Origin of the sequence: Actinomadura sp. NPDC049382 (assembly GCF_040677125.1) — a bacterium.
Classification (GTDB): domain Bacteria; phylum Actinomycetota; class Actinomycetes; order Streptosporangiales; family Streptosporangiaceae; genus Spirillospora; species Spirillospora geliboluensis.
Genome location: NZ_JBFARO010000009.1, coordinates 1 through 12,945, shown reverse-complemented (window position 1 = coordinate 12,945; position 12,945 = coordinate 1). Strand labels below are relative to the sequence as shown.

At 74.1% G+C, this 12,945-nt stretch carries 10 protein-coding genes and 1 pseudogene; 7 read left to right on the top strand and 4 right to left on the bottom strand.

Features of this window, described 5'->3' with window-relative positions; genetic code table 11:
- Positions 1-3 precede the first annotated feature (3 nt).
- Together AB0K34_RS08505 and AB0K34_RS08500 are read left to right on the top strand one after the other, a co-directional pair.
- A pseudogene (locus tag AB0K34_RS08505) lies at positions 4-906 on the top strand (RNA polymerase sigma factor); the annotation flags it as partial.
- 170 nt (positions 907-1,076) lie between these two features.
- A complete protein-coding gene (locus tag AB0K34_RS08500; RefSeq protein WP_364546648.1) occupies positions 1,077-2,363 on the top strand; it encodes a serine hydrolase domain-containing protein in 1,287 nt (428 codons plus the stop codon).
- A gap of 10 nt (positions 2,364-2,373) precedes the next feature.
- Here AB0K34_RS08500 and AB0K34_RS08495 read toward each other — a convergent pair whose 3' ends face one another.
- The 3 genes from AB0K34_RS08495 to AB0K34_RS08485 form a co-directional block, all read right to left on the bottom strand.
- Entirely contained in the window at positions 2,374-3,315 is a 942-nt protein-coding gene (locus AB0K34_RS08495; RefSeq protein ID WP_301175378.1) for a threonine/serine dehydratase, read from the bottom strand.
- A gap of 74 nt (positions 3,316-3,389) precedes the next feature.
- Entirely contained in the window at positions 3,390-4,673 is a 1,284-nt protein-coding gene (locus AB0K34_RS08490) for an RNA polymerase sigma factor (RefSeq protein ID WP_356948746.1), read from the bottom strand.
- Positions 4,674-4,723: 50 nt separating this feature from the next.
- Positions 4,724-5,077: a YciI family protein gene (locus AB0K34_RS08485; protein ID WP_135655624.1), complete on the bottom strand. Its 354-nt coding sequence runs from the start codon at positions 5,075-5,077 to the stop codon at positions 4,724-4,726.
- Between the two features lie 272 nt (positions 5,078-5,349).
- Between AB0K34_RS08485 and AB0K34_RS08480 the strand changes: the two genes are divergently transcribed.
- From AB0K34_RS08480 to AB0K34_RS08470, 3 genes are all read left to right on the top strand, one after another.
- On the top strand, positions 5,350-6,174 hold the full coding sequence (locus AB0K34_RS08480; RefSeq protein WP_138636055.1) for an SAM-dependent methyltransferase: 825 nt from the start codon (positions 5,350-5,352) through the stop codon (positions 6,172-6,174).
- On the top strand, positions 6,171-7,070 hold the full coding sequence (locus AB0K34_RS08475; protein ID WP_138636054.1) for a helix-turn-helix transcriptional regulator: 900 nt from the start codon (positions 6,171-6,173) through the stop codon (positions 7,068-7,070). Before AB0K34_RS08480 ends, AB0K34_RS08475 begins: the two co-directional genes overlap by 4 nt.
- A gap of 98 nt (positions 7,071-7,168) precedes the next feature.
- Complete coding sequence (locus tag AB0K34_RS08470; RefSeq protein WP_301175379.1) at positions 7,169-7,600, top strand: hypothetical protein; 432 nt, start codon at positions 7,169-7,171, stop codon at positions 7,598-7,600.
- A 239-nt stretch (positions 7,601-7,839) separates the two neighbouring features.
- Here AB0K34_RS08470 and AB0K34_RS08465 read toward each other — a convergent pair whose 3' ends face one another.
- Positions 7,840-8,400 carry a dihydrofolate reductase family protein gene (locus tag AB0K34_RS08465; protein WP_301175380.1) on the bottom strand — a complete coding sequence of 187 codons (561 nt, stop codon included), beginning with the start codon at positions 8,398-8,400 and terminating at the stop codon, positions 7,840-7,842.
- Between the two features lie 250 nt (positions 8,401-8,650).
- Between AB0K34_RS08465 and AB0K34_RS08460 the strand changes: the two genes are divergently transcribed.
- Both AB0K34_RS08460 and AB0K34_RS08455 read left to right on the top strand, forming a co-directional pair.
- Entirely contained in the window at positions 8,651-11,956 is a 3,306-nt protein-coding gene (locus AB0K34_RS08460; protein ID WP_301175381.1) for an ABC transporter permease, read from the top strand.
- On the top strand, positions 11,953-12,945 hold a 993-nt coding region (locus AB0K34_RS08455; protein ID WP_364546641.1), incomplete at its 3' end, for a hypothetical protein. The genes AB0K34_RS08460 and AB0K34_RS08455, both read left to right, overlap by 4 nt.

The window sequence follows — 12,945 nt, the reverse complement described above, 5'->3', positions numbered from 1 at the left end:
GTCGACCCGATGAAGGACTACCTGTCCCGGATCGGGCGCACCCCGCTGCTCACCGCCGAGCAGGAGGTCGACCTGGCCAAGCGCATCGAGGCCGGCCTGTTCGCCCGCGAACGTCTCGAGACCCTCGGCGACGACCTCCCCCTCCAGGACAAGGAGGACCTGGAGTGGATCGCCGCCGACGGGCGCCGCGCCAAGGAGCACATGGTCGAGGCCAACCTCCGCCTCGTCGTGTCGCTCGCCAAGCGCTACATGGGCCACGGCCTCCCGCTGAACGACCTCGTCCAGGAGGGCAACCTCGGGCTGATCCGCGCGGTGGAGAAGTTCGAGTACCGCCGCGGCCTGAAGTTCTCCACCTACGCCGTCTGGTGGATCAAGCAGGCGATCAGCCGCGCGCTGGCCGACCAGAGCCGCACCATCCGCATCCCCGTGCACGTCGTCGAGGTCCTCAACCGGATGACGCGCGTCCGGCGGCGGATGATGCAGGACCTCGGCCGCGAGCCCAACTCGCAGGAGCTGGCCGTCGAGCTGGACATCACCCCCGAGAAGGTGGAGTGGCTGCGCCGGCAGGCCCGCGAGCCGCTGTCGCTGCACACCCCGCTCGGCGAGGACGGCGACGGCGAGCTCGGCGACGTCATCGAGGACCCGGACGGCGGCGACCCCGCCGACGTCGTCGCGTCCTCCATGCTGCGCGGGCGGCTGGACGCGGTGCTGGAGACGCTCACCGAGCGCGAGGCCGGCGTCATCTCGATGCGCTTCGGGCTGTCCGGCGGCGAGCCGAAGACGCTCGAAGAGGTCGGCAAGGTCTACGGGGTGACGCGCGAGCGCATCCGGCAGATCGAGTCGAAGGGCATGCACAAGCTGCGCCACCCGTCCCGCCGGGAGACCCTCGCCGACCTGCTCGGCTGAGGCCGCCCCCGAGTGCGGCCCGGTTCACGCGGTGAACCGGGCCGTTGAATTCTCACGTATTGGGATGACAGAGCGGCTGATCGCCGAGGACACTTTTCTCTGGACGTCCTGGGGTGCGTGGAGAGTTGGGGATGATGGCGAGGCGGTTCGGGCGGGCCGCGGCTGCGGCCGTGGCACTGGCGCTCCTGGCGGTTCCGGCCCCCGCGCGGGCCGCCGGACCGGGCACCGCGTCCACCGCCCCCGCGTCCACCCCGCCCACGTCCACCACGACGCTGCGGCCGCCGACCGTGGCGTTCGACGCCGCGAAGCTGCGCGCCACCCTGGACGCCACCCGCGACGCGGGCATGTACGGGCTGTTCTCCCAGGCGCGCGACGGGCGCACCGCGTGGGACGGCGCGTCCGGCGTCGCCGACGTGCGCACGCGCCGCCCGGTCACGCCCGGCATGCGGCAGCGGGTCGGCAGCATCACCAAGTCGTTCGTCGCCGCCGCGGTCCTGCAAGAGACCGAGAAGGGGCGCGTCGGCCTGGACGTGCCGGTCGGGCACTACCTGCCGGGCCTGCTTCCGGGGCGGCTCGGCGACCAGGTCACGGTCCGCATGCTGCTGAACCACACGAGCGGGATCGGCGACTACGTCGGCACCGCGTTCCCGTCGTGGACGGAGCTGTCGCCGAAGAGCCTCGACGAGTACCGCTTCCGGAACGTTCCGCCCGACCAGCTCATCGCGTGGGGCGTGCAGGCGCCGCGCACCGGGATGCCGGGCGAGCGCTGGTCGTACTCCAACACCAACTACATCATCGCCGGGAAGCTCCTGGAGAAGGTGACGGGAACCAAGGCGGAGCAGTACATCACCCGCAACGTCATCGAGAAGGCCGGGCTCAAGGACACCTATTTCCCGTCCTCACCCTGGATCGCCGAGCCCCACCCGCGCATGTACGAATCGCTGTACCAGCACGTGCAGCCCCCGCGCGACTACAGCGTCTACAACATGAGCTGGGCGTGGACGGCGGGCGCACTGGTCTCCACCATGGACGACCTCAACCGCTTCTACCGTAAGCTCCTCACCGGCCGCATCATCGGCAAGGACGCGCTGGCGCAGATGAAGCGCACCGTCCCCGTGCAGGACGCCGAAGGCAACGTCCTGATGGACTACGGCCTCGGCCTCTACGCGCTCGACCTGCCGTGCGGGACGTTCTGGGGCCACGACGGCGCCGTCTTCGGCGCCGGCACGCAGGCGCTGTCGTCCGCCGGCGGCGCGCGCCAGGTGTCGGTCGCCTTCAACCTGATGAAGTACCAGCAGCTAGACGCGAACGGCGCGCCCGTCCCGCACCCGATCGACAACGCGCTCGCCGCCCACGTCGTCGAGGCCCTCTGCGGCACCCGCCCCGCAACGGCAACGGCAACCCCCGGCGCACCCCTCCGGCTGCTGCCGCTCCAGTCGTTCCGCGCCGTCTCCTGACCGGAACGCGTCAGGCCAGGTCGGAGGGGTTGGTGTTGGCGCCGCACAGGACGATCAGCACACGCTCGTCCGGGGACGGGCGGTAGGCGCCGGCGCGGAGGGCGGCGACCGCGGCGGCGGTGCCGTGTTCCACGACCAGGCGGTACTCGTCCCACACGAACCGGCGCGCATCGATGATCGCCTCGTCGGACACGAGGACGGGCCGCACTCCGGTGCGGGACGCGACCGCGAACGCGATGTCGCCGAGCCGGGTGGCGCCGAGCGAGTCCGCCGCGACCCCGGACACCGCCACGTCGACCGGGGCGCCGGCGTGCAGGGCGCGTTCGAGCGTCGGGATCGTCGCCGGCTCCACCCCGACGACGCGGGCCCGCCCGTCGAGGGCCGCGGCGACCCCGGCCATCAGGCCGCCGCCGCCGACCGCGAGCAGCACGGTGTCGACCTCGCCGCCGGTCTGCTCCAGGATCTCCAGGCCGAGGGTGCCCTGGCCGGCGCAGACCTCCGGCAGGTCGTAGGCGTGGCAGAACAGCGCGCCGGTGTCGGCGGCGCGCTTGAGGGCGGCGTCCTGCGCCTCGGCGTACCGCGTGCCGACCTGGACGACCGCGGCGCCGAGGGCGCGCAGCCGCGCGACCTTCACCGCCGGCGCCGTCTCCGGGACGAACACCTCGGCGGGCACGCCGGTCTCCGCCGCCGCGTACGCGAACGCGAGGCCCGCGTTGCCGCCGGAGGCCGCGACGACGCCGGCGCGCGGAAGCCGCCCCGCGTCGCGCGCGGCGAGGACGTGGTTGAACGCGCCGCGCGCCTTGAACGACCCGGTGTGCTGGGCGAGTTCGAGTTTCAGCCACATCCGCCCGGCGGGCGCGAGCGGGGCCGGGTCGACCTCGATCAGCGGCGTGCGGCGGACGCGGCCCGCGACGCGGCGGGCCGCCGCCCGGACGTCCGATTCGGCGATCATCGATCTTCCTCCCGGGCCTCAGTAGTCAATCCCAGTTTGGCGCATGACGACGCGTCGGGCGGCCGGGAGCGCTGTCACTCCGGGCCGCCGAGCGCGGCGGCCCGGTCGAGGAGCACCGCGCGCTCCGGCGCGTTGCGGGTCAGCTCCGCGGCGCGCTCGAACTGCTCCCGGGCCTCCTCCCGGCGGCCGAGGCGTTCGAGCAGGTCGCCGCGGACGCTCGGCAGCAGGTGGTAGCCGCGCAGCGACGGCTCGTCCAGCAGCGCGTCGGTGATCTCCAGGCCCTTCTCCGGGCCGTGCGCCCGGCCGACCGCGACCGCCCGGTTCAGCTCCACGACGGGTGACGGGGCGACCCTCGCGAGGATCTCGTAGAGGGACGCGATCTGCGTCCAGTCGGTGTCCTCGGCGGCGAGGGCCTGCGCGTGGGTGGCGGCGATGGCCGCTTGCAGGACGTAGGGGCCGGGCGGCTGCCCGATGGCCTTGGCGCGGAGCAGGGCGGCGAAGCCCCGGTGGATGAGGAGCCGGTCCCAAAGGGCGCGGTCCTGCTCCAAGAGCGGGATGGGTTCGCCGGACGGCCCGGTGCGCGCGCGTGTCCGGGACGCTTGGATCTCCATCAGTGCGGCGAGCCCGTGCACCTCGGGTTCGCCCGGCGCGAGTTCGGCGAGGATGCGGCCGAGGCGCAGCGCCTCCTGGCACAGGTCGGTCCGCACCCAGGCGTCGCCCGCGGAGGCAGCGTAGCCCTCGTTGAAGATGAGGTAGACGACCTCCAGGACGGACGACAGCCGCGCCGCGCGGTCGTCGCCCTGCGGGACCTCGAACGGCACGCCGGCGTCCGCCAGGGTCCGCTTGGCCCGGACGATCCGCTGCGCCACGGTCGACTCGGAGACCAGGAACGCGTGCGCGATCTCGTCGGTGGTGAGGCCGCCGAGCATCCGGAGCGTCAGCGCCACCCGCGCCTGCACCGACAGCACGGGATGGCAGGCCGTGAAGATCAGCCGCAGGACGTCGTCCTCGATGTGCCCCTCGTCCGGGACGTCGAGCTCCGGCGGCGCCTGGCTCTCCAGGTCGCGGCCCATCTCCTCCAGCTTGTGCGCGAAGCGCTGCTGCCGTCGGATGCGGTCGATGGCGCGGCGCTTGCCGACGGCCATGAGCCAGGCGCCCGGGTTGTCCGGGACGCCTGACTCGGGCCACTGTTCGAGCGCGGCGACCAGCGCGTCCTGCGCGAGTTCCTCGGCGAGCCCGATGTCGTGCACCATCCGCGCGAGGCCGCCGATGATGCGCGCGGACTCCAGCCGCCACACCGCGTCGACGCTCGCCCGCACGCCGGGCGCGTGCCCACCGGGCCCTGTCGAAGCCGTCACGCCGCCGATGAGAGCATCCGCACCGGCCGCCGCGCAAGCTCAGCGCGCGATCACTGCCCCGGGTAGGGGTCGTCCGGGCCGAACACCTGCTTGATGACGCCCTCGCCGCCCCCGACGATCCCGTAGAACCGCTTGGACAGCTCGATCGCCTCCTCGCGGGTGCGGACCTCGATCAGCGCGAAGCCGACGACGCCCTCCTTCGACTCGGCGAACGGGCCGTCGGTGACGGTGATCTTGCCGTCGACCGCGCTGATGCGCGTGCCGTCCGGCTCCAGCCCGCCGGTCGCGAGCAGCACCCCCGACTTGGCCATCTCCGCGATGAACTCGCCCATCTCCTGCTGCATCCGCTCGTCCGGGGGAGCGGTGTCGGGGCCGGTGTCGGTGGTCATCATCATGAATCGCATGGCTGCCTCCTGTGGTCGGTGTCCGGGGTCATCCCCAGCCTTCACTGGCGCGTCGAAGAGGGGGAGGGCGGATCGACATCCCGGATCGACTTTTTTCGGATTTTCTTCGGAGCATGGATCGTGCCAGGTCAGCCCGCCAGCGGGGCGACCTGGCCGCCAGATATTCCCGCAGATCACGACAAAACGGGCGGTTCGGGACCGGTGGGCAAGCGGCCCGGTGTCGAGTAACTTCTCTCCGTAGGTAGTTTTCTTTCCTGTCGAGGAGGAGTTCCGTGGGAGATTCGGCACCGGATACCGGTCCGCGACCGGAGCCCGACATCGACGACACGGTGCCGCAGTCCGCGCGCATCTGGAACTACTGGCTCGGCGGCAAGGACAACTACCCCGTCGACCGGGCCGCCGGCGACCAGTTCGTCGCCGCCTACCCGCAGATCGTGGACATCGCCCGGCACTCGCGGGCCTTCCTCTCCCGCGCCGTCCGCTACCTGGCGGGCCCCGTCGGCATCCGGCAGTTCCTCGACATCGGCACCGGCCTGCCCACCGTCGACAACACCCACGAGGTCGCGCAGCGCGTCGCGCCCGAGTCCCGCATCGTCTACGTCGACAGCGACCCGCTCGTCCTCTCGCACGCCCGCGCGCTGCTGACCAGCAGGCCGGAGGGCGCCACCAGCTACGTCGACGCCGACCTGCGCGACCCCGCCCGCATCCTCGCCGAGGCCGGCCGCACCCTCGACCTCAGTGAACCCGTCGGGCTGATGCTGCTGAACATCCTCGGGCACGTCGCCGACTACGACGAGGCGCGCGCGGTCGTCCGGCACCTGATGGGAGCGCTTCCGACCGGCAGCCACCTGGTGATCGCCGACGGCACGGACGTCGTCACCGGCGAGGCGTTCCGGAGCGCCATCGAGATGTGGAACCAGGCCAGCGACGCCCCCTACCACCTGCGCACCCCCGAGCTGATCGCGGGCTTCTTCGAGGACGTGGAGATCCTGGAGCCGGGAGTCGTGCCGGTGTCGCGGTGGCGCGCCGAGGCCGGCCCGTTCGGCGAGCCGGACGAGGTGGACGAGTTCTGCGCCGTGGGCGTGAAGAGATCATGACCGCCCGCCCCCGCCCGGACGAGCCGCTGCATACCGCGCCGGACCTGCGGGCCGCCGGGCCCACCGTGCTGCGCATGGTGGTCGGCGCGCAGCTGCGCCGCTTCCGCGAGGCGGCCGGGATCTCCACCGAGGACGCCGGGTACGAGATCCGCGGCTCGCATTCCAAGATCAGCCGGATGGAGCTGGGCCGGGTCGGCTTCAAGGAGCGCGACATCGCCGACCTCCTGACCCTCTACGGCGTGACCGATCCCGGCGTCCGCGACACGCTGCTGGAACTGGCCGCGCACGCCAGCACCCCCGGCTGGTGGCACGCGTACGGCGACGTGGTGCCCGGCTGGTACGAGCCCTACCTCGGGCTGGAGCAGGGCGCCCTGGTCGCCCGCGTGTACGAGGTCCAGGACGTCCCGGAACTGCTGCAGACCCCCGGCTACGCCCGCGCCCTCCTCGCCGCCCGCCATCCCGACGCCTCCAAGGAGGAGGTCGAGCGCCGGGTCGAGCTGCGGATGGCGCGCCGCCGCGTGTTCGAGCGCCCCGACCCGCTGAAGCTGTGGGCCGTCCTGGACGAGGCGGTGCTGCGCCGCGTCGTCGGCGGCCCCCGGACGATGCGCGCGCAGATCGAGCACCTGATCGCGATGGCGGAGCGGCCGAACATCACCGTGCAGATCCTGCCGTTCACCACGGGCGGCCACGCCGCCGAGAGCGGCCCGGTGACGCTGCTGCGGTTCGCCGAGCCCGAACTGCCCGACGTCGTCTACCTGGAGCAGCTAACCGGCGCCCTGTACCCCGACCGCGCCGCCGACATCGCCCGCTACCGCGACGTCCTCGACCGGATCGGCGTCCAGGCCGAACCGCCGTCCCGCACCCCGCAGATCCTCCGCGACCTCCTCATCCCCTGACGGCGGCGATCCGCTCACGGACGCCCGGCTCCGGACCCGCGAGCAGGACGTCGGACGCGCGGTGGGCCCGGGTGCCGGCGAAGGCGAGGCCCGCCTCGGTGCGCACGGCGACCAGGGTCTCGGCGACGGTGGAGGGCGGCCTGCTGCGGCTGAGCATCCCGGCGACCCCGTACCAGCGGACCTACCAGGGGGACGCCGTGCCCGTGCCCCGGGTGTCCGTCCACGCGATGGCCGCCGGGGCCGGGCCGCCGCCGGGCCACCCGTCGGAGAACGCCGACCTGCTGCCCGCCGTCCCCGGCGTCGTCACGAGCGAGCTGGCCCGGCGCGCGGACGCGGGCGTCGGCGGCACCGTCACCGTATCCACCGCCGACGGCGAGCAGCCGATCACGGTGGTGGGCATCGCCCTGGCGCTGCCGAGCGTGCCCGGCGGCACGGCGGGCGCCCTGGTGGACCTGCCCACGCTGACCGAGCGGCGGCTCGCCGTGACCAGAGCGGACCCCGCCGCCCTCGCGCCATCGCGTTCGCGGTGAACGCGGCGGTGACGGCCGGGGAGCGGTCGCGCGAGTTCGCCGTCCCGCACATCGTGCTCGGCGTGCGCGCCGCCCGTCCGTACCCGCCCGTCGAGGCGGTGTTCCCGTGGTCGGCCCTGCTGGTGATGACCGCCGGGGTGGCGGCGGTGCTCGGGCTCGTGCTGCGGGTCATGATCGGTGCGCTGCGCCGCCGTGACCTCGCCGCCGACCTGCGCATGGGGAGGACCGGTAGGCGGTCGCTACTCCCGGACGGGGACGTAGGTCGCGATGACGACGCCGGTCTTGAACGTCCTGACGTCGGCCGGCTCGAACGCGGCCTTGAAACCGGAGCGGGTGATCAGGTGCTCCGGGTCGGCGGGGCCGGCGAAGACGGGGTGGATCCACAGGCGCAGCTCGTCCAGCAGGCCGTTGCGGATGAGCGTCCGGGTCACCGGGCCGAACCCGTACTGGAGGATGTCCTGGCCGTCGCGCTCCTTGAGCCCGGTGATCTCGGCGACGGCCTCCGCCCGGGGGATCGCCGTCGTGTCGCCCCAGCCCGGTTTCCTCAGCGAGTCGGACACGACGTAGTGGGGGAGGGTGTTCATCCGGACGCCGAAGTCGCCGGTCGCCTCCTCCATCGCCGGCCACGCCTGGGAGAAGCCGTCGAACGTCCGGCGGCCCATGAGCAGGGCGCCGCAGGAGAACAGCAGCTCCCGCGCGTAGGCGGCGGCCTCGTCCCCGAAGTAGGCCGGCGTCCAGTGCTGCGGCTTCTCGACGACGCCGTCGAGCGACACGTACGTCGAGTTGATGATCTTGCGCATGCTCGTCCTCCAGGGGATCCGACCGGTGCCGTGCCTGTCTCTCGCCTGCTCTTGTCCCGCACGGCACCGCCGCCGCGCACGTCGTTTACCGGATCATTACGCCGTCCCACCTGGCGGAACGTTGGGTGATTTGTCGTATATTGCAACAGCATTGCGGAAAGTCACGGAAAGGTTGCGGCCCCTTGTGGTCCGTGCCACAAACACTTGATCATGAGCGGCTGTGGGGCGACGGGGGCTGGTACTCAGGCGGATGGCCGGCGATCGCATGCTGGTCCTGGCCGCGTGCGCGACGGCCCTGTTCGCCACGACCGTGCTCGCCGCGCTGGTCGGCTACACCGGGTCGGTGACCCGCGAGGGGCTGCGGCGCACGCTCGCCGACGCCACCTTCGCCACGGTGGGGGCGACGCTCGGCACCCATGTCCCCGCGAACGGCCTCCCCGCGGTGCAGGACGAGGTCTCCCGAGGGCTCAAGCAGATCTACCGGGACGTGCCGCTCACCGTCTCGATGAGCGTGCGCAGCGACTCCTACACGCTGCCCGGGCAGGAGAAGAGCGACCACCCCGAGCTGACCGCGTTCGGGACCTACACCGGCATCGAGAAGCACGCGCGGCTCACCGCGGGCCGCTGGCCCGCCGCCGCGACGTCCGGTGAGGTCGAGGCGGTGCTGCCCGGCGCCGCCGCCCGCGAGATCGGCGCCCGCGTGAACGACGTCCTCACCCTGCACGGCCGCGTCGACAAGAAGTCCGTCGTGCGGGTCCGGCTGGTCGGGCTGTTCGACGTCCCCGACCCGCAGCACTACTTCTGGCAGGGCGACCGGCTCGTCACGACCGGCGCCGAACGCCTCGACTACACGACCTACGGGCCGTTCGTCGTGCCGCCCGAGGTGTTCGCGGAGCGCTTCACCGGCACCGGGGCCGACGCCCGCTTCACCGTCATGCCCGACCTGCGCGGCGTCGCCGCCAGGGACCTCGGCCCGCTCGGCGACCGGGCGACGCGCGCCGCCGGCACCTTCGAGGACATCGGCGGGGGCGAGCAGTTCACCGTCGTCACCGAGCTCCCCGAGCTGACCTCGCAGCTGCGCGGCGCCGTCCAGGTGGCACGGTCCACGATGCTGATCCCGGTGATCCAGCTGGTGCTGCTGGCCGGGTGCGCGTGGCTGCTGGTCGCCCGGCTGCTCGCCGACCACCGGCGCGGCGAGGTGGCGCTGCTGCGCACCCGCGGCATGGGCATGCGGCAGCTCGCCCGGCTCGGCATCGCCGAGGGGCTGCTGATCGTGCTGCCCGGCGCCGTGCTCGGCCCGCTGCTCGCCGGTCCGCTGCTGCGGCTCGCCGGGCATGCCCCGGCGCTGCGGTCCGCGGGGCTGCGGCTGGACGCCGGACCGCTCGCGCCGCTGTGGGCCGTGTCGGTGCTGACCGCGCTGGCCTGCGCGGTCGTCCTGACGATCCCGACGCTGCGCGGCGCCAACCGCACGTTCGTCGAGGCGCAGGCCGGGATCGGCCGGCAGGGACGCGGCGGCCTGCGCGGCTCCGGCGTCGACCTCGCGCTGCTGCTCGTCGCCGGCCTCGCGATCTGGCAGCTCACCCGGTACGGGGCGGACGGCGCGGGCGACACCGGGGAGGGCGCGTCCGGCATCGACCCCTTCATCGTGTCCGGCCCCGCGCTGGCGCTGCTCGCCGGCGGGGTGCTGCTGCTGCGCGTCGTGCCCGTGGCGTCCCGCGTCGCCGAGCGCGTCGCGACCCGGGCGCGCGGGCTGGTGCCCGTGCTCGGCACCCGGCAGGTCGGGCGCCGCCAGCTCCGCTACGCGGGCCCGGTCCTGCTGCTGGTGATGGCGATGGCCGTCGGGGTGCTGTCGGTGACGACGATGGCGACCTGGCGCGCGTCGCAGACCGACCAGGCCGACTTCCAGAGCGGCGCCGACCTGCGGTTCGCCCGCACCGCCCAGGCCGGCGGCCCGGCGGCGCTCGGGCAGGGCGGGCGGTTCGCGGCGCTGCCCGGCGTCACCGGGACGGTGCCGGTGCTGCGCGCGGACGCCGACCTCGGCAACGACCCGGCGACCCTGCTCGGCGCCGACGCGAAGGCGCTCGGCCCGCTGCTGCGCGTCCAGCCCGGCCTGCGCGACGACCTGCGCCTGGACGAGCTGGCGAAGGCCAGGCCGCCCGCGCCCGCGCTGACCGTCCCGGGCCGGCCGAAGCGGCTGCTGTTCGACGTGCGGCTCGGCCACGCCGGGCGGGTGCCCCCGATGCCCGAGGACTACGCGCCGCCGCCGGGCCCGGACCACAAGATCGCGGTGACCGTCATGGACGGGGCCGGGCTGGCCCGCCGGTTCGACCTGCCCCCGTTCGACGCGGACGGCGACGTGCACACCCTCGCCCTCGACACGGCGCAGATGGCCGGGCCGGACGGCGTCCTCTCCTACCCCCTGTCGGTCCGGGGCGTCCACTTCGCCTACGACGACAACGCCCTCACCGGCCCCCTCGACCTCCAGCTGCTGGACGTGCGCGGCGAAGGGACCGGCAAGGCCGAGGCGCCCGCCGGAAGCCGCTGGGACGTGTTCGCCGAGCAGCCCAACCTGATCGACCCGCTCAAGCCGCACGCCACCGGCGCCCGGGGCGCCCTGGTGGGCCTCGTGATCCCCATGTCGCCGCTCCTGCACGAGAGGGCGAGCGAGGTCCTCGGGTCCGAGACGGGCACGGTGGTCCACGGGGTGCTCGGCACGCCCTCGCCGCCCGCCCACGACCCGCGGAACGCCGACCTGCTGCCGGCCGTGCCGGGCGTCGTCACCGAGGAGGCCGCCGCGCGCGCCAAGGTCGGCGTCGGCGGGACCATCACCCTCAGCACCGTGGACGGCGACCAGCCGGTCAAGGTCGCGGGGATCGCCCCCGCGCTGCCGACCGTGCCGGCCGGCGCCCCCGGCGTCCTCGTGGACCTGCCGACGCTCACCCAGAGCCGGCTCGCCGCGAGCGGCTTCATCAGCGGGAGCATCGAGCCCGGCGAGTGGTGGGCCGCAGTGCGCGGCGGGCGCACCGCCCAGGCCGCGGCCGCGCTCGCCGAGCACCCCTCCTGGGGCGAGGTCGCCGGCGACCGCGTCCGGACGCGCGCCGAACTCCGGGACGCCCCGCTCGGCGCGGCCCTGCAGGGGGCGCTCGTGCTCGGCTTCGGCGCGTCGCTGGCCTTCGCGGTGATCGCGTTCGCGGTGAACGCCGCGGTGACCGCGGGCGAGCGGACCCGCGAGTTCGCGGTGCTGCGCGCCCTCGGCGTCCCGCCCCGGCAGGTCGCCGGGATGCTGGCCATCGAGCAGGCGTACCTGGTCGCGCTCGGCCTGCTCGGCGGGACGGTGCTGGGCCTCGTCGTGGCGCGGCTCGTCGTCCCGCACATCGTGCTCGGCGTGCAGGCCGCGGAGCCGTACCCGCCCGCCGAGCTCGTCGTGCAGTGGCCGATCCTGCTGGCCATGCTCGCCGGGGTCGCGGCGGTGCTCGGCCTCGTGCTGCCACCGGTGATCCGCATGCTGCGCCGCCGCGACCTCGGCGCCGGCCTGCGCGTGGGGGAGGACCGATGAGGAGCACCGCCCTGCGGCTGGCGCGGGCGCAGTGGGCGCCGCTCACCGCGCTGGCCGTGCTGTCGCTGCTGACGGCGCTGCTCGCGGTCGCCGTCCCGGCCCGCACCGCCGCCGGCTACGACCGCGCCGCCGCGGCCGCCGCCGGCGCCGACGCCGACATCCTGATCCAGGGCAAGGCGCGGGGGAACGAGGCGTGGGCGGCGGTGCCGAGCCGGGCCGCGCTGGAGGCCAACAACGTCACCTGGCAGCAGATGCTGCCGGCCTCGCTGCGCGCCGTCGCGGGCGAGCCGGAGGCGTCCGCCACCGCCGAGCGGATGTCCGTCGAAGGGAAGTTCGACGCCCCGCGCCTGCTCTACCTGGGCTGGGACCTCGGCGCGCTGAGCCGCGTCCGCCTCGTGGCGGGCACGCCCGCGATCAACCCGGCGACCGAGACGAGCGGCGACATCCGGGTCATGGTCGCCAAGAAGTACGCCGACCAGCTCGGCTACAAGACCGGCGACCGGATGGCCCTGGGCGGCATCACCGTCCGGATCACCGGCCTGTACGAACCGGTGAACGCCGCCGACCCGTTCTGGTCGCCCCGCACCCGCATGCTGCACCCGGTCAAGGAGGGCCTCGGCGGCGACGGGATCCAGGGCGACGCGGGCACCGCGCTGATCGACGCCGGCGGGTACTCGCGGCTCGCGCGCGGGGGCGCCACGCAGTTCACCTTCACCTGGCGCTTCCCGATCCGCGTCGGCGCGGTCGGCGCGGACGACGCGAGCGCCCTGGCCGCCGACCTCGACGCGCTCCGGTCCGCCGTCCGGGGCCGCGCCGCGTTCTTCTCCTGCGACGTCATCACCGCGCTCGACGACCGGCTGAACGAGTTCGCCGGACGCCTGCACACCGCCCGGTCCGTGCTCGGCCGCCGGCGGCCTTCGCGGACGACGCGTCCGGCGCCAGGCCGAGCACCTGCTCCCGAGCCCATCGTTCCCTCACACCACCGAAAC

Bases quoted from the DNA above. Each gene is read 5' to 3' on its own strand.
- AB0K34_RS08495 (WP_301175378.1), bottom strand. From the start codon at position 3,315: ATGATCGCCGAATCGGACGTCCGGGCGGCGGCCCGCCGCGTCGCGGGC.
- AB0K34_RS08485 (WP_135655624.1), bottom strand. From the start codon at position 5,077: ATGCGATTCATGATGATGACCACCGACACCGGCCCCGACACCGCTCCC.
- AB0K34_RS08475 (WP_138636054.1), top strand. From the start codon at position 6,171: ATGACCGCCCGCCCCCGCCCGGACGAGCCGCTGCATACCGCGCCGGAC.
- AB0K34_RS08465 (WP_301175380.1), bottom strand. From the start codon at position 8,400: ATGCGCAAGATCATCAACTCGACGTACGTGTCGCTCGACGGCGTCGTC.
- AB0K34_RS08460 (WP_301175381.1), top strand. From the start codon at position 8,651: ATGGCCGGCGATCGCATGCTGGTCCTGGCCGCGTGCGCGACGGCCCTG.